The organism is Methylobacterium hispanicum (assembly GCF_022179285.1).
Lineage (GTDB): Bacteria > Pseudomonadota > Alphaproteobacteria > Rhizobiales > Beijerinckiaceae > Methylobacterium > Methylobacterium hispanicum.
Window position 1 is genome coordinate 38403 of the sequence record NZ_BPQO01000003.1, and the last position, 22366, is coordinate 60768.

A 22366-nucleotide genomic window follows, 5' to 3' on the forward strand; every position below is an offset into this window, starting at 1 on the left:
GGGGATGACCACCGCGCATCCCCTCTCCCCGCGCGCGGGGAGAGGGCTCGGCCGACGGCAAGGGGGGCTCGCCCCTCTCCCCGCGCGCGGGGAGAGGGAGATCCGCGGCCTCCTCCTCGCTCTCCTCCTCGTCCTCCCCCTCCCCGCCCAGGCCGCCGGCCTGCAGGTCACGGTTGACGGCATCGAGCCCGGCGGCGGCGCGGTCTACGTCACGCTCTGCCAGGGCGGCCTCTCGGAATCCGCCTGCACCCTCGGGCAGGAGGCCTCGGGTGAATCCGAGGCCCGGACCTTCGTGTTCGCGAGCGTGCCCGCCGGCACCTACGCGGTCGCCGCCTTCCAGGACCGCGACGGCGACCGCCGGCTCGGACGCACCGGCCTCGGCCTGCCGACGGAGCCCTACGGCCTCTCGGGCGGGGCCGGCCGGCGGGCGCGGCCGAGCTTCGAGGAGGCCGCCTTCTCCCTGCGCGAGCCCGGCGCCGCGATCCGGGTCCGGCTCGCCCGCGCCCTGCCCCGGCGCTGAGCCGGTGGCGCCGCTCCTCGCCTGCACCGGGCTCGGTCTCGCCTATCGCGGACGGCCGGTCCTCGACGGGCTCGACCTCGCGCTGGATCCTGGCGAGATCCTGGCGCTGCTCGGGCCCAACGGCGCCGGCAAGACCACGCTGATGCGCCTCGTCGCCGGCCGCCTCGTCCCGGGGGCCGGCACGGTCCGCGTGTCGGGCCGCGACCCGCGCACGGAGGCCGACGCGCGCCGCCGCGTCGGCTGGGTGCCCCAGGAGATCGCGCTCTGGCCGCGCCTCAGCGTCGCCGAGAACCTCGGCGTCTTCGCGAGCCTCGCCGGCCTGCCCCGCCGCGGGCGGCGCGGCGCGGTCGCCGCCATGCTGGCGCTCGCCGACATCGAGGCGGTGGGGGCGAGCCTCGTCGGCCAGCTCTCCGGCGGCTACCAGCGCCGGGTCAACATCGCGGCCGGCCTGATCGGGCAGCCCCCGCTCGTCCTCCTCGACGAGCCGACGCAGGGAGTCGACCGGGCGGCCCGCGCGGCGATCCACGCCATGCTGCGGCGCCTGCGCCGGGCGGGCACCGCGATCCTCGTCGCCACCCACGACTTCGCCGAGGCCGAGCGGCTGGCCGACCGGGTCGCCTTCCTGCGCGGCGGCCGGATCGTGCGCGAGGGCCCGCTCGCCGCCCTGCTGGCGGGCCTCGCCGCCGGCCCCCCCGAGCGCGAGCTGGTGCTCGCCGAGATCCCGGACGACGCCGCCGAGCGGGCCCTGCGCCGGGCCGGCTTCGCGCCCGACGCCGAGCTCGCCTGGCGCGAGACCGGCCCCGGACGCGACGACGGCGCGGGTCCCGCCCAGCGCCTCGACGGCGCCGCCCTGCTCGGGCGCCTGCGCGCAGAGGGCGTGCCGGTGAGCGAGGTGCGGGTGCGCGCGCCGGGACTGGAAGCCCTCTACCGCGACGCCCTCGAGACCCGCGCGCGCGCCGCCCCGGCCCTGGAGCCGGCCCGATGATCGGCGCCGCCTTCCGGGTGATGGCGCTCACCCTTCTGCGCGACCGCGCCGCCCTGGTGATGGCGTTCGTGCTGCCGACCGTGATCTTCGCGATCTTCGCGGCGATCTTCTCGGGCGCGGTCGGCGACCGCATCCGCATCCATCTGGGACTGGCGGATCTGGCGGGGACGCCCGCCACCGCGCGCCTCGTCTCGGCGCTCGCGGCCGACACGAGCTTGCGTGTCACGCGGCTGCCCGCCGACCTCGCCGCCGCAACGGAGGCGGTGCGCGCGGGCGAGGTCGACGTGGCGCTGGTGCTGCGCGGCGACCTCGCGGCGGCACCCTCGGGCGCATCCGCGCCGGACCACCCGGTTGTGCTGGTCGAGAACCCCGCCAAGGCGCTCGCCACCCCGATCGCGCTGGGCCAGCTCCAGCGGGTGCTCAACGAGGCCCTGCCCGACGTGGTGCTCTCCCGCATCGTCGCGGACGTGGAGCGCACCGGCAAGATCGGCCCGGACGAGCGCGCCTTCCTGGACGAGGCCTTCGCGGAGCAGCGCGCGAAGAAGGAGCCCTTCAGCTTCTCGGCGCTGGTCGAGCGGCAGAGCACCGCGGCCGCCGTCGGCAACGCCCGGGTGAGCTACTACGCGGGAGCGATCGCCGCGGTGTTCCTGCTCTTCGCCGCCATGCAGGGGGCGCTCTCGCTGGTCGAGGAGCGCGAATCGGGTCTCGCCGACCGGCTCAGCGCCGGGCCCGGCGGCCTCGGCGTGATCGTTGTGGGGAAATTCCTGTTCCTGACGCTCCAGGGCGTGGTCCAGGCCGGGCTGATCTTCGGCGCGGCGGCCCTGCTCCACGGCGTGACGATCGGCCCGCACTGGCCGGCCTTCCTCCTCACCTGCGGGCTCGTCTCCGCCATGGCGGCGGGGCTGGCGCTCGCCGCCTGCGCGGCCGCGGCGACGCGCCAGCAGGCGCATCTCTTCGCCACCTTCGGCGTTCTGCTGCTCTCGGCGGTCGGCGGCAGCATGGTGCCGCGCTTCCTGATGCCGCCCTGGCTCCAGCAGGCCGGCTGGTTCACCCCGAACGCCTGGGCGATCGAGGCCTTCCAGGGCGCGCTCGGCGAGGGCAGCGCCGTCCCGGCCTGGGGCGTGCTGGCGGCGCTGGCGCTCGCCGGCCTCGGCGCGGCCCTCGCCCTCGTGGCCCGGCGGCCCGCATGAGCCGCTCCCGCCCCTTCCCCACGCGACGGACCGGCGCGTTGACGCCGGTCTCAGCCCCCGTCAGCTTGAGCCCCGGCGGCACCCCGCCCGGGCGTTCCGCAGGAGCCTAACAGATGAGTTCCGGTTTCCCTGCCCGTCCTTCGGGCGGTTCCTCGGTCGCCGTCATCGGCAGCGGCCTCGGCGGGCTCGCCGCCGCCTGCGTCTCGGCCGCGCGCGGCCACCGCGTCACCCTCTACGACAAGAACGACTGGCTCGGCGGCAAGGCCGCGGTCTTGCACGAGGGCGGCTTCCGCTTCGACATGGGGCCGACCATCCTCACGGTGCCCCGCGTGCTGGAGCGGATTTTTTCCGAGGCCGGCCGCGATATCAACGACTACCTCGATCTGCGCCGCCTCGACCCGCAATGGCGCTGCTTCTTCGACGACGGCACCCGGATCGACCTGATGCAGGACGTCGCCACCATGGCGGCGGAGATGGACCGCTTCGTGCCCGGCGCCGGCGCGGGAGAGGGCTACAAGAAATTCCTCTCCATCTCGGAGCACCTGCACGGTGTGTCCGAAAAGTTCTTCTTCTGGAAGCCGGTCGAGGACCTGTTCGACACGATCAACATCCGGGCGAACATGAACCCCGGCACCCTGCGGGACGTGCTGAGCTTGCGCATGCACGCCTCGGTCGCCAGCACCATCCGCGGCAAGGTGAAGGACGCCCGCCTCGCCCAGATGCTCGACCACTTCGTGCAGTATGTCGGCTCCTCGCCCTACGGCGCGCCGGCGGTGCTCTGCGCCATCGCCCACATGCAGACGGCGGACGGGGTCTGGTACCCGATGGGCGGCACCCGCGCGGTGGCCGAGGCGCTGGCCAAGCTCGCGGGCGAGCTCGGCGCGACCCTGAGGCCCGGCTCCGAGGTGACGGGGCTCGACATCGAGAACGGCACCGTGCGCGGCGTGCGCACGCAGGGCGGTACGACCGCCTACGACGCCGTGATCTCCAACATGGACTCGGTGCGGACCTACCGGGAACTCGTCGGCGGCGAGGTCGGCCGGGCCTACGAGAAGAAGAACCCCGAGCCCGCCTGCTCGGGCGTGGTGCTCTATCTGGGGCTCAACAGGCGCTACGAGCACCTGAACCACCACGACTTCGTCTTCTCGCGCGATCCCGAGGAGGAGTTCGACTGGATCTACCGGCGGGGCGAGCCCGCCCCGGACCCGACCGCGTATCTGGCCGCCCCCTCCTCCACCGACCCCTCGGTGGCGCCCGAGGGCGGCGAGGCGCTCTACGTCCTGGTGCACACGCCCTATCTGCGGCCCCACCACGACTGGTCGAAGATGTTCCCGGCCTACCGGCAGGTGATCCTCGACAAGCTCAAGCGCACCGCCGGGATGCCGGACCTGGAGGAGCGCATCGTGGTCGAGCGGCACCTGACGCCGCAGGACATCCACGACCGCTACAAGGTGCTGAACGGGGCGATCTACGGGCTGGCCTCGCACGGCCGGGTGATGGGCGCGTTCAAGCCGGGCAACCGCTCGCGGCAGGTGCGCAATCTGTATCTGGCGGGCGGCGCCGCCCATCCGGGGCCGGGGATGCCGATGGTGATGATGTCCGGCTGGATCGCCGCCGACGCGCACGACCAGGACGCGCGCGGCGGCCTGCGCCAGTCGGCATGACGCGACCACGCAGCGCCCCCTCCCCCCTCTGCGGGGGAGGGTGGCCCCTGCGTCAGCAGGGGTCGGTCGGGACGAAGTCCCGCGGAGGGGGGAACCCGGCTTCAGAGAGGGACTGTGCCCTTCGTGCAGGCCTCGCCCTTTCCTTTCCCGTGGCTCCCCTCTCTGCGGGACTTCGTCCCGACCCCCCTGCTTCGCAGGGTACCCTCCCCCGCAGAGGGGGGAGGGAGGGCGTCGCCGCATGACGCTGGCCGAACCCCCTGCCCCGCCCCGGATTGAACCCGAGGACGGCGCGCGCGCCGCCCCGGCGGAGGCGCGGCGCGTGGTGGACCCGAGACCCGGACGGCGCCCCGCCGACCTGCACCCCGTCTCGCCCCAGCTCTGGCGGTTCATGCTCGGCTATTTCGAGCGCTTCGTGGGGCGCCACCTCAACGCGCTGCGCCTCGCCCGCTGGGGCCTGCCGCAGGGGCTCGACCATCCGGGCCCGATCGTCGTCTACTGCAACCACCCGGCCTGGTGGGACGCCGCGGTGATGATCGTGCTGGCCGGCAGACTCTTCCCCGGCCGCGAGGGCCGCGCCCCCTTCGACGCCGCGGTGCTCGGCAAGTACCGCATCTTCGAGCGGATGGGCGCCTTCGGGGTCGATCTCGACAGCCCGCGCGGGGCCGCCGCGTTCCTGGCCCACGCCCGCGCCATCCTCGCGGCACCGCACCGGATGCTCTGGATCACCGCGCAGGGCCGCTTCAGCGATGGGCGCGCCCGGCCGCTGGCGTTGCGCCCCGGCGTCGCGCGCCTGCCCGAGATCGCTCCCGACGCCCTCGTGCTGCCGCTCGCCCTCGAATACGCCTTCTGGGAGGAGCGCGGCGCCGAGGCCTTCGCCGCCTTCGGCGCGCCGATCTCAGGCGGCGACCTCGTCGCCCTCCCCCGCCCCGAGCGCCTCGCCCGGCTGGAGCGCGAGCTCACCGCCACCCTCGACCGGCTGAGCGCCGACGTGATCGCCCGCGAGCCGGAGCGCTTCCGCGAACTCGTCGCCGGGCGCAAGGGGATCGGCGGGATCTACGACCTCTGGCGGCGGCTCCGGGCGCTCGTCGCCGGCCGCCGCTTCGACCCCGCGCACGGGGGCGCGGCCCAGGACGGCCCCCGGGAGCCCACACCATGACCGCCAACGCCCTCCTCACCGGGCTGGCGCTCGCCTGCCTGATCGTGGCGCTCCAGCCCGCGCTCTTCGCGGCCCTGAACCTCGGCCTGCTGCGCAGGCCGGAGCCGGAGCCCGGCGGCTCCGGCCTCGTCTCGATCCTGATTCCGGCCCGCAACGAGGCCGAGCGGATCGGCCCGACGCTCGTGGCCGCGTTGGCCAGCACCGGCACGCCCGTCGAGGTCCTGGTCGGCGACGACCACTCGACCGACGGCACCGCGGCGCTCGTGCGGGCTCTGGCCGCCGGCGATCCGCGCCTGCGCCTCGAATCCGTGCCGCCGCTCCCAGAGGGCTGGACCGGCAAGAACAACGCCTGCGCCTACCTCGCCACCCGGGCGCGGGGCGAGCACCTCTTGTTCATCGACGCCGACGTGCAGCTCGCGCCCGGGGCCGCCGCGCGCCTCGCCGCCCAGGCGCGCCGCGGCGGGGCGGGCCTCGTCAGCGCCGTGCCGCGCCAGCGCATGGACACGCTCGGCGAGCGCCTCACCGTGCCGATGATCAACCTGCTGCTGGTCGGCTACCTGCCGGTCCTCGCCATGCGCCGCTCGCTCCACCCGAGCCTCGGGGCGGCCTGCGGGCAGATGATCCTGGCGACGCGGGCCGCCTACGAGGAGACGGGGGGGCACGGCGCCATCCGGGCCTCCCTGCACGACGGGGTGCGGCTGCCGCGCAATTTCCGCCGCCACGGCCTGCGCACCGATCTCGCGGCGGGCCGCAACCTCGCCCTCTGCCGGATGTACGGCGGCTTCCGCGACGCCTGGGCGGGCTTCTCGAAGAACGCCCACGAGGGCATGGCGACGCCCCGCGCCCTGCCGGTCTGGACGGCCTTGCTGCTGCTCGGCCACGTCCTGCCCTGGGGGCTCGTCGCGGCCGGGCTCCTCGGCGACCTGCCGCCCGCCGCCTTCGCGTGCGCGCTCGCGGCGCTCGCCCTCTCGCTCGCTACCCGGGCGGCGGTGACGCTGTGCACCGGCGAGCCCGCGGCCACGATCCCGCTCCACCCGGTGATCGTGCTGACCGCGCTCGCCATCCAGTGGAACGTGCTGCTGCGCCGCGAGCGCGCCGGCGCGGCGACGTGGAAGGGCCGCAGCTACCCCGTAGGCGGCGCCGAGTAGGGGCGGACGCCGTTCGGTTCGCGGGGAGCGGGGACGCTCCTAAGGTTCGTACGCCAGGGTCGGGACGGCCGAGCGCGGCCTCAAGCCGCCAGCACCCGCAGGACGCCCTCGCCGCGGCGGTGGCCGACCGCCGTGACGGCGACCTCCCTCAATCCGCGCTCCGCGACCAGTGCGGCGGCGAGCGCCGCACCGAGGGGCGCTGCGACCTCGAGCCCGTGGCCGGCGAGGTCTCCCAGCGCGTGGACGGGCGCGCCCGGGGCGAGGCGGGCGAGAACCTCGGCCTCCTCGGCGGTGATCGGGGCGACGCCGGTCGCGCCCGAGACCACCGCGTCCGGCAGGGCGATCCCGGCCGCCGACCAGAGGCCGGCGAGGCTGAGCCCCACCCGGCCCGGCTCGCGCCGGGTCAGGTCGCTCGTCACCGGCGCGAGGCGCGCCAGCGCCCGGGCGCCGCGGGCGGCGGCACCCTCGGCGGATTCGAGCAGCAGGAAGGCGGCGCAGCTGCCGAGGATGAAGCCCGGCGTCTCCGCGCGGGCGAAGACCGGCGCGTAGGCGCCGCGGCGCAGGTAGCCGCCCATCTCGTGGATCACGAGCACGTCGGGCCGCTCGGCGTTGTAGGAGCCGCCGACCAGCACCGCGTCGATCTGGCCCGCGGCGACGCGCGCCGCGCCGATCCGCAGCGCATCGACGCCGGAGGATTCCTCGCCCATGAAGGTGCGGGACGCCCCCGTGACCCCGTGCACGATGGCGATGTTGCCGGCGAGCAGGTTCGAGAGCTGGGCCAGGAACAGGGTCGGGCGCAGGTCGTTCTGCAGCCGCTCGTTGAGGTAGGCGCCGGGATCCGCCGCCCCGCGCAGCCCCGTGAGGATCGCCCCGTCGACCGCGTAGTCGCGCTCGCCGCCGCCCGCCGAGACCACGAGGTGCAGGTCCTGCTTGAAGGCGGCGTCGTCCTTGACGCCGGCCGCGTCGAGGGCGAGGCCCGCCGCGTAGACGCCGAGGCGCTGCCACGCCTCCATCTGGCGCTGGTCGGACTTCTTCGGGATCTGCCCGTCCCAGGCGATGCCCGGTGCCGGGTGGACCGCGTAGGGCGCGAAGCGCTCCGTGTCGGTGGCGGGCGCCGTGCCGGAATCCAGCGCTGCGAGGTGCGCGGCCACGCCCTCGCCCCGGCAGGAGACGAGGCCGAGGCCGGTGACGACGACGTCGCGGGTCATCTGGCGGGTCCTGCGCTGGCGTCGCCCGGTCCGCTCGCCCCGGTCAGGCCGATCTCGCGCGCGCGCGCGCGCATCAGCCCGTCGAGCTCCGCGGGGAACGGCATGGTGCGGAAGCGCAGCTCCGCGTCGGCGAGCGCCTTGTCCCCGTGCCGGATCGACGCCTTGGTGACGGCGTAGCCCGAGCCGTCGTGGACGAGGCTCGCCGCGACGATGAGTTCCGCGCCCGGACCCACGAAGGAGCGGAAGCGCGCCTTGTCGACCGCCATCAGGAACGGCATCAGCGCGAAGTCGAGATGGGCGAGGACGAGGTAGCCCGAGGCCTGCGCCATGGTCTCGGTGAGGAGCACGCCCGGCACCAGGGGGTAGCCCGGGAAATGCCCCTCGAAGACGGGGCTGGCGTCGGGCACCCGCGCCAGCGCCTCGATCCGCCCCGCCGCCCGGTCGAGCAGCCGCACGGAATCGATCATCTCGAAATATTCGAGGCGCATGACGGGCTATCCGCTGCGAATCAGGCCTTGGCGGCCTTCTCGGCCACCAGCGCGTCGATGCGGGCGCAGAGGTTCTTCAGCACGAAGTACTCCTCGGCCGGGACCTTGCCCTCGTTGACCTCCTGGGTCCAGCGCTCCAGCGGCAGCTTGATCCCGAAGGCCTTGTCGACCGCGAAGGCGATGTCGAGGAAGGCGAGGCTGTCGATGCCGAGGTCGTCGATGGCGTGACTCTCGGGCGTGATCTTCTCGCGCGGGATGTCGGCGGTCTCGGCGATGATGTCGGCCACGCGCTCGAAGGTGGCCGTGCTGCCGTTCTGGGGCTCAGACATGCGTTCTCGCCGATTCCGTCAGGTGTTCTGCCGCGCAGCCTTACGGGGACCGGTGGGCGAGCCCGCCCCCGCGCTCGTCCCCGCCTGCCAAGCCGACGCATTGCGGGGCCGCGCGCGGCCCCCTTCGGATGGGCGCGACCTCTACACGAGGGGTTCCGGAGGGGCAACCGTGTCGGTTTCGTGAAGCCGCCGCGGGGTCTTTCGCCCGTCCCGGCGATAGCGGGGGCGCCCTCCCCGACCTAGATCCCCGGCGCGGGGTGCGTGGAGGGTCGTGCGATGGATTCGAAGGTGGTCGCCCGGCCCGCGCCGGGCCCGGTCGCGCGCGATCCCGGCGCCGCCGCGCCGACGCGCAGCCCCCGCGCGCAAGGCATCGCCCGCGCGGGCCTCGTCCTGGCGCTCGCGGGCCTCGGGCTCTGGATCCTGCACGGCTTCCTGCCGGCGCTCGCCTGGGCGGTCGTGCTGGTGATCGCGCTCGGGCCCCTCTACGAGCGCGCCGAGCGCCGCCTGCCCCGCGACCGGCACAACATCCTGCTGCCGGGGCTCGCGACCTTGCTCGTCGCCCTGGTCATCCTGGGCCCCCTCGTGATCCTCGGCATCGAGGCGGCGCGCGAGGCCCACGACGTCATGGATTTCGTCCGCTCCGCCGAGCGGACGGGCATCCCGGCGCCCGAGTTCCTGAACCACCTGCCCTTCGGCGCCGCCCAGGCCCAGGCCTGGTGGGGCCGGACCTTCGGCCATCCGGAGGCGGCCTCCGACCTGCTGCACCGCCTCGACAACGGCCGGGTCCTCGGCGTCTCGCGCAATCTCGGGCGCGAGGTGGTGCACCGCGCGGTGCTGTTCGGCTTCAGCCTGCTCGCCCTGTTCTTCCTGTTCCGGGACCGCGACGCCGTGCGCGACCAGGCGCTCACCGCCTGCAACCGCCTGTTCGGCCCGCGCGGCGAGCGGGTCGCCCGGCAGATGGTGGCCTCGGTGCACGGCACGGTCGACGGGCTCGTGCTGGTGGGCCTCGGCGAGGGCGTGCTGCTCGGCCTCGTCTACTATCTGGCCGGCGTGCCGCACCCGGTGCTGCTCGGCGCGCTGACGGCCATCGCCGCGATGATCCCGTTCGGCGCCCCCGTCGCCTTCGGGCTGGCGGCCGTGCTGCTGCTGGCGCAGGGGCAGACCGTGCCGGCCCTCGTCGTGGTGGCGGCCGGCTTCGTCGTCACCTTCGTGGCCGACCACTTCGTCCGGCCGGTCCTGATCGGGGGCACGACGCAGCTGCCCTTCCTCTGGGTGCTGCTCGGGATCCTCGGCGGGGTCGAGACCTTCGGCCTGCTCGGCCTGTTCCTGGGGCCCGCCGTGATGGCGGCCCTGGTGCTGCTGTGGCGGGACTTCACCGGGGGAGCGAAGCGGGCGGGCTGAGGCCCACCGCGCGTCGGGCCCGGTCCTTAAACCCGGTACCGGCCGTTGCGCTTCACCAGAACCCGCGTGCCCACCGGCACCCGCTCGTAGAGGTCGGCGATGTCCTCGTTGAGCATGCGCACGCAGCCCGAGGACATCTGCTCGCCGATGCTCCAGGGCTCGTTGGTGCCGTGCAGGCGGAACAGCGTGTCGCGGTTGCCCTGGTAGAGGTAGAGCGCGCGGGCGCCCAGCGGGTTCTCGAGCCCGCCCTTGAGCGTGCGCGGCAGGTCCGGGTTGAGCGAGACCATCGTGGTGGTCGGGCTCCAGTCCGGCCAGACGCCCTTGCGGCCGACCCGGGCCTCGCCCTTCCAGGAGAAGCCGAGCTTGCCCACGCCGATGCCGTACTGGATCGCCGTGCCCTCGGCCTGGACCAGGGTGAGCTGGCGGTTGTCGATGTCGACCACGATGGTGCCGGGCGCCTCGAGGCCGGTGTAGCGTACGACCTGGCGGCGATACTTCGGATCGAGCCGGCCGGTATCGACCAGCGGGATGTCGTGCGGCTTGTCGGGCTTGGTGCCGACGTACCACGCGGCCTCCTCGGGGGTCGCGGCGAGTTGCGCGGGGCCGCGGCTCTGGCAGGCGGCGAGCGGCGCGACCGCGAGGGCGGCCAGCAGGGTCCGGCGGGCGAGCATGGGTTTCACCTTGCGGGCTTCGTCGTGGACGCCCTGACTAGACCCTCCGCCCGGCCCAAGATGTAGCTTTTGCGCCGCACGCCCGCGTGAAGAGCCCGCCACGGGAGCGTGAAGGGGCGGCGGCGCGCGCGCCGGAAGACTGATCCCCTGGGCGCCCTATCTGGTCGGCCATCCCCGTTCCGGAGCCCGCCGATGCCTGCGACCGAGACCCTTCCGGAGGGCGCCACGCCCCTCCCCGAGGTCGAGCCGACCTCCGCCCTTCCCGAGATCCCGACCCGGCCGGCGATCCATCTGGACCATTGCGTGATCCACGTCTCGGACTGGGCGCGCGCCACCGCCTTCTACCGCGACGTGCTCGGGGCCGAGGTGATCGAGCGGGGGGCCGGCTTCGCCTACCGCTTCGGCGGGGTGCAGCTGAACTGCCACGGGCCGGGCGTCGTCGCCGAGCCGCTCGCCGCCAAGCCGGTCCTGCCCGGCAACAGCGACCTCTGCTTCCGCTGGCCGGGCACGCTGGAGGAGGCGATGGCCCACCTTCACCGCCACGGCGTCGGCGTGGAGCGCGGGCCCGTGGAGCGCAACGGCGCCGCCGGGCCCGGCATCAGCGTCTACTTCCGGGACCCGGACGGGTCGCTGATGGAGTTCATCACCTACCCGCCGGCCTGAAGGGCCGGCCTCGGCCCGCCGGTCAGCGCTTGTCCAGCGGGCGCCCGAGCAGGCGGGCGAACTCCGCCTCGATCTCCTCGACCGAGAAGGGGTTGGGCGCGGCCGCGGGCTTGGAGGCCGCGGGCTGTGCGCCCGGCTGGGTAACCGGTTTGGCGACCGGCTTGGCGACCGGCGTGGGCGCGGACTCGCCTGCCGGCTCGGCCGGCGCGGGCTTGGCGGGGGCGGCCGGCGTCGGTGCGGGCGGCGCCGGCCGGGGCTGTGCGGGGGGCTCGGGCGCCGTCGCCATCGCGGCGGCCATGGGATCGACCGCGGGCCGGGGCTGCGGGGGCGGGAACTGCGCCGTGGAGGGCTGCGGCGGTGCGGGCGACGGGCCCGCGGGCGGGGGCGTCACCGCGGAGGACGGCCGGCTCAACGCCTCCTGAAGCTGGCGCGCCATGTCCGAGAGAATCACCGGATCGACCGAGCGTCGCGGCGGCCCCGCGGGGGATGCGGCATGAGAGGCGGCCTGAGACGCAGCATGAGACGCCTCCTGGGCTGCTGCGGGAGGCTCGGCGGCGGGCTCCGGCGCGGCGGCCGGGGTGGCCAGGGGCGGAGCGGTCCGGCGCAGCAGGCGCCGGGCGGGCCCCTCCTTCACCGGCCGCTCGCGCGCCGCCTCGGGGGGCGGCGCCAGCGGGGCGGGGGCGTCCGGAATCTCCCGGGCCGGCGGCACGGGGGCGGGCTCGCCGCCCTCGTCCGGTCCGAGCGCGGCTGCGTCGAGCGGGTGCGTCACCGGCGGGGCGGCGTTCGAGCGCGGCACGGCCGGCGGCACCACCACCGGCATCTCGAAGCGCGGCTCGAAGGCGGGCTCGGGCCGGCGGGCGGTCAGGCCGGGAAGCGGGCCCGGGGGCTCGAGCGCGGGCTCGGCCGGCTCCGGGAGCGGCTCGGGCTCGTGCAGGGCGTCGGGCCGCAGGGCCGGCTCGCCGAGCGCGCGCCCGCGCTGGATGTTGCGCTCGATCACCACGTCGTTCGGGCCGCCGACGAGGAGCAGGTGCTCCACGTTGTCCCGCCGCAGCAGGATGAGCTGGCGCTGCCGGTCGAGCTCGTACACGTCGACGATGCCGAGCCGCGGCTGGCGCCCGCGCTGCGGGCCGCGTCCCGGCACGGCGAGGCCGCCCCCGGTGAGGCGGCGCAGCACCAGCACGATCACCGCGAGGACCGCGAAGATCACGGCGAAGATGCTGACGTACTGGATGATCGGGGAGCCCTCGGAGCCGAACACGGACTGCAGCAAGGCTTCGCACTCTCGTTCTGGGCCCGCGCGGCCTCGACGCAACTTCGCTGCGCAGTTTAGCATGTGGACGGGTGCGGCGCGCAATCGCGCTTAAACTTTCGTTAACAGCTTCCCCCGGCGGTCCCGACGGGCGTGCCGCCCGGCTTAACGCTCCGTTAACCATGGACCCGGCAGATTCTGCCGGTCGGCAGATCTGTCCGACCACCCTGGAGGCGAGGCCCGTGGCCGTCACCGATCTGCCGCTGCTCGCCATGCTGCGCACCCGGATGCAGTGGCAGCAGGCCCGCCAGACCCTCATCGCCGAGAACGTCGCCAACGCCGACATGCCGGGCTTCCGCCCGCGCGACCTCGCGGCGCTCCGCCTGGACCCGGCGACGGGCAAGCCCGCCGCCTCCGGCACCCTCGCGCTGACCCAGGCCGGCCACATGGCGCCCGCCGGCACCGCGGGCCCGGGCGCCGACCCGCGCAAGGTCAAGAGCTTCGAGGTCCGCCCGAGCGGCAACGCGGTGAACCTGGAGGAGGAGATGATGAAGGCCGGCGACAACCAGTCGGACTACCAGCTCGCCGCCTCGATGTACCAGAAGAGCCTCGACACCCTGAAGATCGCCGTCGGCAAGCGCTGAGGGCGAGGCCGGATTTCGCCTGAAAGGATCGGGCCGTGGATTTCTCGAAGTCGCTCACCATCGCCGCCTCGGGCCTCAAGGCCCAGTCGGGGCGCATGCGCATCATCGCCGAGAACATCGCCAACGCGGATTCCTCGCCCCAGAGCGCGACCATGGAACCCTACCGGCGCAAGATCCCGACCTTCACGAGCCATCTCGACCGCGACACCGGCGCGAGCCTCGTCGAGACCGGCCGGGTCCGGCGCGACCAGAGCGCCTTCCGCAGCAAGTACGACCCCGGCAACCCGGCCGCCGACGAGAAGGGGGCGGTGCGCATGCCCAACGTCAACGCGCTGATCGAGAACATGGACATGCGCGAGGCCCAGCGCTCCTACGAGGCCAACCTCAACATGGTCACGGCGACCCGCCGGATGATCTCCCGCACCCTCGAGATCCTGAAGTAGTCGGGCCATGGCGAGCAGCAACTTCGCGGCCGGCGCCTACGCGGCGGTCCAGGGCATCGGCACCGGCCGCCCGGCGCCGCGGATCGGGCCCGTCTCGGGCACCGGCACCGACTTCACCCAGCTCCTCGGCCAGGCGATCGACCAAGTGGGCGCCGCCGGCCAGCGGGCCGACGCGCAGGCGATGTCGGTCGCGGCCGGCAAGGCCAACGTCGTCGATGTCGTCACCGCCGTCGCCGAGAGCGAGACCGCCCTGCAGACCATGGTCGCCGTGCGCGACCGCATGCTCTCCGCCTACGAGGAGATCATGCGCATGCAGATCTGATTCCTTTCCGATCTCCCGCGCCCTCCCCGCCTCCGCTCGCGTACCCCCAATGACCGGTCTCGCCATCCTCGACGTCGCCCGCGACGGCATCTTCGTCTTCCTGAAGATGGCCGGGCCCCTGATGCTGGTGGCGCTCGTCGTCGGCCTCGTGGTCTCCCTCGTCCAGGCGCTGACCCAGATCCAGGAGCAGACCCTGATCTACGTGCCCAAGATCGTGGCGGTCTTCGCGGCGCTGCTGCTGATGCTGCCCTTCATGGGCGACGCCATGGCCGGCTACATGACCCGCATCGCCGCCCGCATCGCGGCCGGCGGGTGATGGCTGCGCGGGACGTGTCCGCGGGCGCGTGCCATAAGGCGGGGGATGAATCTCCTTCTGCCCGGGATCGCGGCGGCCTACCTGCTCACCTTCGCGCGCGTCGGCACGCTGATCATGCTGATGCCGGGCATCGGCGAGAACACGATCTCGCCGCGCCTGCGGCTCGCCTTCGCGCTGCTGGTGGCGCTGGTGCTGTTCCCGACCGTGCGCCCGCTGCTGGGCGCCCCCGAGACGCTCGCCGGCCCGCGGCTCGTCGCGCTGCTGTTCGGCGAGACGCTGGTCGGGCTGGTGCTGGGGCTCACCGTCCGGATGCTGGTCGCCGCGCTCCAGACCGCGGGGCTGATCGTCTCGCAGCAGCTCGGCCTCTCCTACGCCATGACGGTCGACCCGACGATGGGCGGGCAGCAGGCGACCGTCGGCAACTTCCTGACCCTGCTCGGCATCACCCTGATCCTGGCCGCCGACCTGCACCACATCGCGCTGGAGGGGATCGGGCGCAGCTACGCGCTGCTGCCGCCGGACGGGGTGCCGGGCTTCGGCGACGCGGTGCAGCTGGCGCTCAAGGCGATCGCCCGCGGCTTCGCGCTCGCGGTGCAGATCTCGGCGCCCTTCATCGCCTTCGGCATCCTGTTCAACCTCGGGCTCGGCGTGCTCTCGCGGATGATGCCGCAGCTGCAGGTCTTCTTCGTCGCGGTGCCGGCCTCGATCCTGATCGGCATGGCGATCTTCGTGGGCTGCATCGGCGTGATGATGGGCGTCTTCCTGGACGACCTCGGCCGCTTCCTCGCGCAGCTCTCGGGGCGCTAGGCACCGTCCGGGCGCTGAGCACCCGATGCTTCGGGGGCCGCGATGTCTGACGACGCGGAGCAGGAGGACAAGACCGAGGAGCCGTCCCAACGCCGGCTCGACCAGGCGATCGAGCGCGGCCAAGTCGCCAACAGCATCGAGATCAACACCTTCGCGGCACTCGGCGCCTTCACGCTGGCGCTGGTGATCGCGGGGCCCGACATCGCCCGCACCCTCACGGTCGAGATGCGCGCCTTCCTGATGAACGCGCACGCCCTGCCGGACGACGCCCACACCATGCAGGGCGTGGTCTCGCGCGTGCTGCTGCTCTGGCTCCAGGCGCTCGCGGTGCCGGCGGGGCTCGCCGTCGCGGCCGGGCTCGCCGCGGGCTTGCTGCAGCACCCGCTCGTCTTCACCACCGAGACGCTGGCGCCGAAATTCGACCGGATCTCGCCGATGGCCGGGGTCAAGCGCATCTTCGGGGTCGAGGCCCTGGTGCAGTTCGGCAAGGGGCTCGCCAAGATGGGGGTCGTCGGCGTGGTCGTCGGCACCCTGCTCTGGAACGACCGCGACCGGCTGGAGGCCTTCGTGCGCCTCGACGTGGCGGCCTGCCTCGCGGCGATCTTCTCGATCAGCCTGAAGCTTCTCGGCGGCGTGCTCGCCATCCACCTCCTGATCGCGCTCGCCGACGCACTCTACCAGCGCTTCCGCTGGCGCCAGGGCCTGCGCATGTCGAAGGAGGAGATGAAGCAGGAGATGAAGGAGACGGACGGCAACCCGGAGGTGAAGGGCCGCATGCGGCAGTTGCGGGCCCAGCGCACCAAGAAGCGCATGATGGCCGCCGTGCCCTCCGCCACCGTCGTCGTCACCAACCCGACCCACTACGCCGTGGCCCTGCGCTACGAGGCGGGCATGACCGCGCCGGTCTGCGTCGCCAAGGGCGTCGATGCCCTGGCCCTGCGCATCCGCAAGGTCGCGGCCGAGCACGACGTGCCGGTGCTGGAGAACCCGCCGCTGGCCCGCGCGCTCCACGCCACCGTCGAGATCGACCAGGAGATCCCGGCCGAGCACTACCGGGCGGTGGCCGAGGTGATCGGCTTCGTGATGCGCCTGCGCCGCCGGGCGGCGTGAGGCGGCCTTCCGCCCGTCCGGGGAAATGGAGGGCGGGAGCGCGGCGGCTTAAGGCCGCCGCGTCGCGACTACGCCGCGACCCAGAGCTCGCCCTTGCCGATCGTGGCGAGGTCGCCCGAGTAGCGCTTGGGCACACCATTGGGCGCATTGGCGAGCAGGTCGGCGTGGCGGGCGCTCACCGGGCGGAGCGACTTGGCGAGCAGCCGCAGGTAGACGAGATCGAGCGCCCCGGTCTCGACGAAGGTCGGCATCAGGCTGCCGTGGCCGCCCACCACCAGGGTGCCGCGGCGCATGCCGTAGCCCGGATGGTCGCCGACCGTGCCCGCCGCGATCGTGCCGGCGATCATCCGCGCGCCGGCAAAAGCGCCCGCCCGCTCGACCACGATCAGGCCGCGGCGCATGCTGTCGCCGAGGTAGTCCCCGGCGCTGCCGCGGATCACCAGGGTGGCGCCGTCGAGGCCGACCTTGGCGGCGTGGACCGCCCCGCCCGCATGGTCGCCGGCATCGCCCTCGATCACGATGGTGCCGCCGGTGGCGCCCGAGCCCGCGAAGGGCCCGGCATTGCCGGTGACGGTGAGGCTGCCGCCCGCCATGCCGGCGCCGAGGCGCTGGCCGACATCGCCCTCGACGCGGATCGCGCCCTCGGACATCGCGGCGCCGACCCGGTCGAGCCGCTCGTGGCCGCCCGCGATGGTCAGCGTGTCGGAGCCGTCGAGCGCGACCGTGAAGCAGTCGCCGAGCACCAGCCCGCGCCGGGTGGTGCCGACGACGAGGCGCTCGGCATCGCCCTGGCTCAGGCCCGAGAGCGCCAGCGGGTTGACGGCGAGGAAGTCGAGGCGCTCGGGGGGCGCCTCCCGGAGGGTGAGGACGGGCATCTCAGGCCTCCTTCGCGAGCAGGTCGCGCAAGTGGTAATGGTGGCGCCCGAGATTGCCGCCGTAATTGCCGGCCGTGACCGCCACGAGGCCGTGGGCGGCCCCGACCTCGGTCGCCGCGTGGAGCGCCGCCCGCATCGAGTCGGAGACCCCTTGCGAGGTCAGCGCGTCGATCACGATCTCCAGGACCACGTTGCACTCGGGCGGCAGCCGCGAGCCGGCCCGACCTTTCAGCGTCGGGCAGTAGGCGTCGTTGGTCGAGGCCATCATCCCCTTGGTGCGCCCGCCGACCTTGGAGCCCGAGCGCACGATGCCGCCCGGGAAGGGCAGGATCGCGCCGGGCACGGCGGCGGCCGCCTCGACGGCGATCTCGGCGACCTTCAGCGTGTCGGCATGCTTCCGGCCGAGGAACAGGAGGTTGCCGCCGCCGACCGCGCCATCGACCGCCCGCACGAAGTCCTCGCACAGGAACTCGCCGTCCATGACCGGGATGCGCCAGTAGCGGCGCAGCTTGCCGGTCTCGTCGGGCAGGCGCTTGGCGACCGCGAAGCCGTCGCCGAAATAGCGGATCGCGCCGCCGAGCTTGATCTTGGTCGGCCCGTCGACGCCCGCGTAGGCCGCGGTGCCCGGGCAGGTCAGGATGCACTGGCCGACGCGCTTGATCAGCTGGTCCTTCAGCCCGTTCGGCTCGAAGCCGAACAGCAGGATGCGCACGCCGGGGCGCCCGTCCGGCGTCTCCTCGGGGGAGAGCTCGGCGTCGATCCCGGCCTCGGCGCCGCAGCCGATCACCGAGGTGGCGAAGCCCGTCATCACGGTGGCGGCGATCATCGCCCAGCGGGCGGTGTCGTTCGTCACGATGAGCGCGGTCCCGGCGACGTCGAAGGCCTCCGCGAAGGTGTCCTCGACCGGGATGCCGTTGAGGGTGAGGTGCGTCATCTCAGCCATGGTTCGAAAGCCGCATCGGCCCCTCGGATCCGCGGAGCATCCGCGACAGCGTCACGTCCGGCATGCCACGTCCTCGAACACGGGCTTGTCCGTCGCGAACGCCGCCTCCGGCACCGCGAAGCTGTCGAGGCCCTGGCCGTAGCGGTCCTGCAGGTAGGTCTCGGTGCGCCGCTCCATCGCCCGGTCGGACTCGACGGTGAGCGCGAGGGACCGGCCCGCGCGCCAGTCCACGACCTGCCCGTCCTCGACGATGACGTGGCCGTCCTTGAGCACGAACTTCGCCGCGGTGAACATCGCGGTCCGGTCCGGGTCGTCGCGGTAGATCGCGATGTCGGCGCGGCCCCCGGCGCGCAGATGCCCGCGGTCGTCGAGCCCGAGGAGCTTGGCCGGTCCCGAGCGGGTGAGCTGGGCGATCTCCGAGAAGGTGTACTCGCGCTCGATCGTGGCGATCTCCGAGCGCTCCTTCACGATCCCCGGCAGCGTCGCGATCTCGCGGTCGCGCGCCTCCTTGTCCATCAGCAGGTGGATGATGCGCGGGTACTGGGTGAAGGGACCGCCGTTCGGGTGGTCGGTGGTGAGGATCGTGCGCTCGGGGTCGCCCGACAGCAGCATGATCTCAAGGCCGATCGCCCATTGCAGCGAGCTCGTCGGACCCTTCGGCCGGTAGAGGAACGGCACCACGCCGCCGCCCTCCGCGTCGCCCGCGTTCAGCACCCACTTCTTGGGCTTGGCGCCCTTGCGGCCGCCGAACTGGCGCAGGATGTCGAGCGAGACGGTGACCGTCTGGCCGAACACCACCTGCCCGATGTCGAGGCTCGCCTGCGGGTTCGTCATCATGGCGTCCACGATGCGCCTTGCCGCCGAGCGGAAGCCGCCGGTCATCGGGTTCTCGGGATCCGAGACGCCGTAGGCGTAGAACTGGGCGTGCGCGAAGTGGATCCGCCGCCCCTCCGCCGCGTCGAGCGTCGCGACGAGCGAGTCGTCGGCGCCGGGAAGCCCCAGGTTGTTGCAGTGGACGTGCAGCGGGTGCGGCACGCCGATCTCCTCGACCGCGTCGAGGAGCGCGCCCATGATCTTGCGGGTGGACAACCCGTAGCAGGGGATCTCGTCGTCGAGGCTGAGCTTGAGCGCGCCGTCCTTGAAGGCCGAGGCGCCGCCCGCGTTGATGCACTTGACCCCTAAGCCCCGCGAGGTCGCGACGTTCAAGGCCACGAGGTCGCGCACGGCCGCCCTGCCCTCGCCGTCCCGCAGGATCTGCAGGAGGTGGTCGTCGTTGCCGAGCACGGTGAGCGCGCCGCGGTCGAGCAGCGGGATGTCGGCGAGTTCGAGCTGGGTCGCGAGCGCGTGGACCGGCGGCATCGCCGGCTCGACGGCCGTGGTGTAGCCCATCCGCGCGTAGGTGGCGCCGATCCAGCCGGCCGCACCCCCCGCGTGCGCGAAGGGATGGCCCTCGGGCGCCGCCTCGCTGACGTAGAGCTCAGGCAGCAGCAGGCGCGAGGTGACGACGTTGCCGCCCGCGATGTGCGAGTGCACCTCGACGCCACCCGCCATCACCACGCAGCCGGCGGCGTCGAGGGTCTGGTCGGGTTTGCGGTCGCTCGGCGGCGCGACGATGCGGCCGTCCTCGACCCAGACGTCGCCCACCGCGTCGCGGCCGGCGGTCGGATCGACGACCCGGCCGCCCTGGATCCGGATCAGCATCAGGCGTCCTCACTGTTCGCGACGGCGCTCCGGCCGGCGACGGCGCCGCGGCCGGCGACGGCCGCCGCGATGCGCGCGATGATGTCGGCGGCGGTGGGCAGGTCTGCGCCCTGCTCGGGGGCGCGGTAGCTCAGGCCGGCGCGGCCCTCGTTCCAGAGCACGCCGCCGGTCTCCCGGCCGGGCTCGCCCACCCGGATCACCACCTCGGCGAGGTCGGGCGCGGCGTCCGCGCCGACCAGCGCCACGGTGGGCAGGGTCTTCAGCCACGTGGGCCGCGGGGTCGGCAGGCTGGCGAGCCAGAGCGCGGCGTCGGCCTCGCCGGCCCGCGCCTGCCGGTCGGCGTCGAAGCGCCAGGGATCCTGCTCCGGCACGCGCCGGCCGAAGCCGACGCGGGTGGCCTGCCCCGTGGTCCAGGCCGCGACCTGGAGGGCGGCGCGGTCCTGGGTGCCGTCGCTGACCGAGAGCGCGAAGCAGCGGGTGGACTCGTTGAGGTCCATCGCCAGCCCCTGCAGCATCTCGATGCCGAGCGTGCCGAGCTCGCCCGGATCGTACAGCACGGCGCCGTAGAGCGCGGAGGCCATCGCCCGGGCGGTCTCCGCCATCCCGGCGTCGGAGGTCATGTGGCCGCGGGCATGCGCCCGCAGATGCGCGATCTGGACCGCGAGATCCTGGTTGCTCCGGAGATGGTGGATGCTGCGCTCCGCGCCCGCGGCGCGCCCGCGGACCGGCTTCGTCCCGCGCAGCCGCTCGACGAGCGGGCTCTTGAGGGGAGCCTCGCCCACCACGAGCACCGCGTCGGCGCGGCCCGCCACCTCGGCGGGCGGCGCCTGCATCGCGCCGACCCGGGCCAGCGCGCCGAGATCGGCGTAGGTCGCGTCCCCGCCCGCGGTGTCGACCGATGCGCCGATGCGTCCGGCGAGATCGTAGGCGGCGCGGATCGCCGCCACCTCGGCGTTGAGGCCGGCGAAGACCGGCGCGTGCGCGGACGACAGGAGCCGTGCCGCCGCCATCACGGCGGCGTCGGCGTCGGTCGCCCCACCCTTGACCCAGGCTGCCATCCACCCTCGCGTGTTTTATCGTTGGGCCGCGCGCATCGCAGGCTGTCGCTGCGCGGGGGCGGTCGCCTAAGACCGATGCCGCCGGGCCGCGCGGTCGGGCCCGGCGTGCCGGAATGGCCTGCCCGCCGGACGGGCCGCGCCCCTGGTCAGACCACGGCGCAACCTCTGGCGGACGGCATCCGGGCCGCCTCGCGGTCAGGTTTGCATCGCGCGGCCCCGGCAGGCAAGGCCCCAGCGCGCCGAATCGCATCGCGAGGCCCGCCGGTTGCCCGGCGGGCGCCCGCATGGGAGAAGCCGGCGCCCGCCGATCGGGGCCTGTCTTCGGAACCCGTCCACGGAACCCGTCCACGGAACCGCCGGGCGGCGCGGGCGCTCTAGCCAGACCACGCGACGAGCCGAGGAGAGACCGGGTGCCCGAACTGCCGAGCCGGAGCGAGCCCGCGGCGGGACCGGCGACCGCCGTCACGGTCGAGGCCCCGGCCCGGCTGCATTTCGGCTTCCTCGACCTGCACGGGGGCCTCGGGCGCCGCTTCGGCAGCATCGGGCTCGCCATCGACGCGCCCGCCCTCAGGCTCACCGCCGAGCCCGCGCCCGAGCCATGCGCCGAGGGGCCGGAGGCGGAGCGGGTTCTCGGCTACATCCGGGCGGCCGCCGCCCATCTCGGGGTGGGCGCGGGCGTGCGGATCCGGGTCGCGGAGGCGATTCCCGCCCATGCGGGCTTCGGCTCGGGCACGCAGCTCGCGCTCGCGGTCGCCGCGGGCCTGGCCCGGCTGCACGGCCGGCCTTTCGCGCCGGAAGACTTTTCCAACGCCCTCGACCGCGGCAACCGCTCGGGCGTGGGCCTGTGCGCCTTCACGGAGGGCGGGCTGATCGTCGATGGCGGCCGCGACGCGACCGGCGCCCCGCCCCCGGTCGTCGCCCGCCTGCCCTACCCCGAGGCGTGGCGGGTGGTGCTGATCCTCGACGCGGGGATGACCGGCGTGCACGGCGCCCGCGAGGTCGAGGCGTTTCGCGATCTCCCGCGCTTCCCCGAAGCCCAGGCCGCCGAGATCTGCCGGATCGTGCTGATGCAGGTGCTGCCGGCCGCCGTCACCGCCGAGCCCGAGGCCTTCGGCGCGGGCATCACGACGATCCAGCGGCTCGTCGGCGACCATTTCGCCCCCCACCAGGGCGGCCGCTTCGCCAGCCCCGCGGTGGCGCGGGCGCTGGCCCGGGTGGCCGAGGCCGGGGTGGCCGGCTACGGGCAATCCTCCTGGGGTCCGACCGGCTTCGCGCTGGTGCCGAGCGAGGGGCAGGCGCGGGCGCTGGTGGCCGACCTGGAGGCGGCGCTGCCGGGCGCGGGGCTGCGCTACGTCGTGGCCCGGGGACGGAATACGGGCGCGACGGTGACGGGCGGGGAGGGCCCCGCTCCTCTCCGGGCTTGACCCGGCCCCCGCCTTCGGTCTTCGCAAGGCAGGCGCACGCGCCCACCAAGA

Annotated in this window: 24 protein-coding genes; 15 read left to right on the plus strand and 9 right to left on the minus strand. The window is 74.2% G+C overall.

From position 1 onward, the window contains the following. Positions 1-4: 4 nt before the first annotated feature. The 6 genes from MFF56_RS04160 (at position 5) to MFF56_RS04185 (ending at position 6663) form a co-directional block, all read left to right on the plus strand. Positions 5-520, plus strand: coding sequence for a DUF2141 domain-containing protein (locus tag MFF56_RS04160; RefSeq protein ID WP_156453509.1), 516 nt, complete (start codon positions 5-7; stop codon positions 518-520). A 4-nt stretch (positions 521-524) separates the two neighbouring features. Further along, positions 525-1505 carry an ABC transporter ATP-binding protein gene (locus tag MFF56_RS04165; RefSeq protein WP_066919029.1) on the plus strand — a complete coding sequence of 327 codons (981 nt, stop codon included), beginning with the start codon at positions 525-527 and terminating at the stop codon, positions 1503-1505. Beyond that, entirely contained in the window at positions 1502-2695 is a 1194-nt protein-coding gene (locus MFF56_RS04170) for an ABC transporter permease (RefSeq protein WP_066919027.1), read from the plus strand. Before MFF56_RS04165 ends, MFF56_RS04170 begins: the two co-directional genes overlap by 4 nt. Before the next feature lie 113 nt (positions 2696-2808). Continuing rightward, positions 2809-4359, plus strand: a complete 1551-nt coding sequence (locus MFF56_RS04175) for a phytoene desaturase family protein (RefSeq protein WP_066919025.1) — start codon at positions 2809-2811, stop codon at positions 4357-4359. A 388-nt stretch (positions 4360-4747) separates the two neighbouring features. Beyond that, positions 4748-5515, plus strand: coding sequence for a lysophospholipid acyltransferase family protein (locus MFF56_RS04180; RefSeq protein ID WP_066918875.1), 768 nt, complete (start codon positions 4748-4750; stop codon positions 5513-5515). Then, entirely contained in the window at positions 5512-6663 is a 1152-nt protein-coding gene (locus tag MFF56_RS04185; protein ID WP_066918863.1) for a glycosyltransferase family 2 protein, read from the plus strand. Before MFF56_RS04180 ends, MFF56_RS04185 begins: the two co-directional genes overlap by 4 nt. 80 nt (positions 6664-6743) lie before the next feature. Here MFF56_RS04185 and MFF56_RS04190 read toward each other — a convergent pair whose 3' ends face one another. From MFF56_RS04190 to MFF56_RS04200, 3 genes are read right to left on the minus strand one after another with little or no spacing between them, the layout of a single operon-like run. Continuing rightward, positions 6744-7871 carry a beta-ketoacyl-ACP synthase gene (locus MFF56_RS04190; protein ID WP_066918865.1) on the minus strand — a complete coding sequence of 376 codons (1128 nt, stop codon included), beginning with the start codon at positions 7869-7871 and terminating at the stop codon, positions 6744-6746. Continuing rightward, entirely contained in the window at positions 7868-8359 is a 492-nt protein-coding gene (locus MFF56_RS04195; protein WP_066918867.1) for a 3-hydroxyacyl-ACP dehydratase FabZ family protein, read from the minus strand. The genes MFF56_RS04190 and MFF56_RS04195 overlap by 4 nt, the downstream gene beginning before the upstream one ends. 20 nt (positions 8360-8379) lie before the next feature. After that, positions 8380-8688 carry an acyl carrier protein gene (locus MFF56_RS04200; RefSeq protein ID WP_066918869.1) on the minus strand — a complete coding sequence of 103 codons (309 nt, stop codon included), beginning with the start codon at positions 8686-8688 and terminating at the stop codon, positions 8380-8382. A 276-nt stretch (positions 8689-8964) separates the two neighbouring features. Here MFF56_RS04200 and MFF56_RS04205 point away from each other — a divergent pair, with 276 nt between their 5' ends. Beyond that, the gene (locus MFF56_RS04205) at positions 8965-10089 is read left to right on the plus strand and encodes an AI-2E family transporter (protein WP_082772839.1); all 1125 of its coding nucleotides are present in this window, start codon (positions 8965-8967) and stop codon (positions 10087-10089) included. 26 nt (positions 10090-10115) lie between these two features. Here the strand turns inward: MFF56_RS04205 and MFF56_RS04210 are convergent, their stop codons facing one another. After that, positions 10116-10760, minus strand: a complete 645-nt coding sequence (locus MFF56_RS04210; RefSeq protein WP_066918871.1) for a L,D-transpeptidase — start codon at positions 10758-10760, stop codon at positions 10116-10118. A gap of 192 nt (positions 10761-10952) precedes the next feature. On the opposite strand from MFF56_RS04210, the gene MFF56_RS04215 reads away from it, so the two are divergent. Further along, on the plus strand, positions 10953-11423 hold the full coding sequence (locus tag MFF56_RS04215) for a VOC family protein (RefSeq protein WP_066918873.1): 471 nt from the start codon (positions 10953-10955) through the stop codon (positions 11421-11423). A 22-nt stretch (positions 11424-11445) separates the two neighbouring features. Here the strand turns inward: MFF56_RS04215 and MFF56_RS04220 are convergent, their stop codons facing one another. Beyond that, the gene (locus MFF56_RS04220; protein ID WP_308445264.1) at positions 11446-12693 is read right to left on the minus strand and encodes a flagellar biosynthetic protein FliO; all 1248 of its coding nucleotides are present in this window, start codon (positions 12691-12693) and stop codon (positions 11446-11448) included. A 221-nt stretch (positions 12694-12914) separates the two neighbouring features. Between MFF56_RS04220 and flgB the strand changes: the two genes are divergently transcribed. The 6 genes from flgB to flhB are packed head-to-tail and all read left to right on the plus strand — an operon-like array spanning position 12915 to position 16314. Then, complete coding sequence (flgB, locus tag MFF56_RS04225; protein WP_066921480.1) at positions 12915-13316, plus strand: flagellar basal body rod protein FlgB; 402 nt, start codon at positions 12915-12917, stop codon at positions 13314-13316. Between the two features lie 35 nt (positions 13317-13351). Further along, a complete protein-coding gene (flgC, locus tag MFF56_RS04230) occupies positions 13352-13759 on the plus strand; it encodes a flagellar basal body rod protein FlgC (protein WP_066921478.1) in 408 nt (135 codons plus the stop codon). A 7-nt stretch (positions 13760-13766) separates the two neighbouring features. Then, positions 13767-14081, plus strand: coding sequence for a flagellar hook-basal body complex protein FliE (gene fliE / locus MFF56_RS04235; protein WP_066921476.1), 315 nt, complete (start codon positions 13767-13769; stop codon positions 14079-14081). 49 nt (positions 14082-14130) lie between these two features. Then, the gene (fliQ, locus tag MFF56_RS04240) at positions 14131-14397 is read left to right on the plus strand and encodes a flagellar biosynthesis protein FliQ (protein ID WP_066921474.1); all 267 of its coding nucleotides are present in this window, start codon (positions 14131-14133) and stop codon (positions 14395-14397) included. A 45-nt stretch (positions 14398-14442) separates the two neighbouring features. After that, complete coding sequence (fliR, locus tag MFF56_RS04245) at positions 14443-15204, plus strand: flagellar biosynthetic protein FliR (protein WP_066921472.1); 762 nt, start codon at positions 14443-14445, stop codon at positions 15202-15204. A 42-nt stretch (positions 15205-15246) separates the two neighbouring features. Then, positions 15247-16314, plus strand: coding sequence for a flagellar biosynthesis protein FlhB (flhB, locus tag MFF56_RS04250; protein WP_066921470.1), 1068 nt, complete (start codon positions 15247-15249; stop codon positions 16312-16314). A gap of 68 nt (positions 16315-16382) precedes the next feature. Here the strand turns inward: flhB and MFF56_RS04255 are convergent, their stop codons facing one another. The 4 genes from MFF56_RS04255 to MFF56_RS04270 are packed head-to-tail and all read right to left on the minus strand — an operon-like array spanning position 16383 to position 20891. Beyond that, on the minus strand, positions 16383-17189 hold the full coding sequence (locus MFF56_RS04255) for a formylmethanofuran dehydrogenase subunit C (RefSeq protein ID WP_066921468.1): 807 nt from the start codon (positions 17187-17189) through the stop codon (positions 16383-16385). 1 nt (position 17190) lies between these two features. Beyond that, positions 17191-18123, minus strand: coding sequence for a formylmethanofuran--tetrahydromethanopterin N-formyltransferase (gene fhcD / locus MFF56_RS04260; protein ID WP_066921466.1), 933 nt, complete (start codon positions 18121-18123; stop codon positions 17191-17193). 60 nt (positions 18124-18183) lie between these two features. Next, a complete protein-coding gene (locus MFF56_RS04265; protein ID WP_066921464.1) occupies positions 18184-19833 on the minus strand; it encodes a formylmethanofuran dehydrogenase subunit A in 1650 nt (549 codons plus the stop codon). Further along, on the minus strand, positions 19833-20891 hold the full coding sequence (locus tag MFF56_RS04270) for a molybdopterin-binding domain-containing protein (protein ID WP_066921461.1): 1059 nt from the start codon (positions 20889-20891) through the stop codon (positions 19833-19835). The genes MFF56_RS04265 and MFF56_RS04270 overlap by 1 nt, the downstream gene beginning before the upstream one ends. A gap of 410 nt (positions 20892-21301) precedes the next feature. On the opposite strand from MFF56_RS04270, the gene MFF56_RS04275 reads away from it, so the two are divergent. Then, positions 21302-22315: a beta-ribofuranosylaminobenzene 5'-phosphate synthase family protein gene (locus MFF56_RS04275; protein ID WP_238229569.1), complete on the plus strand. Its 1014-nt coding sequence runs from the start codon at positions 21302-21304 to the stop codon at positions 22313-22315. Positions 22316-22366: the final 51 nt, after the last annotated feature.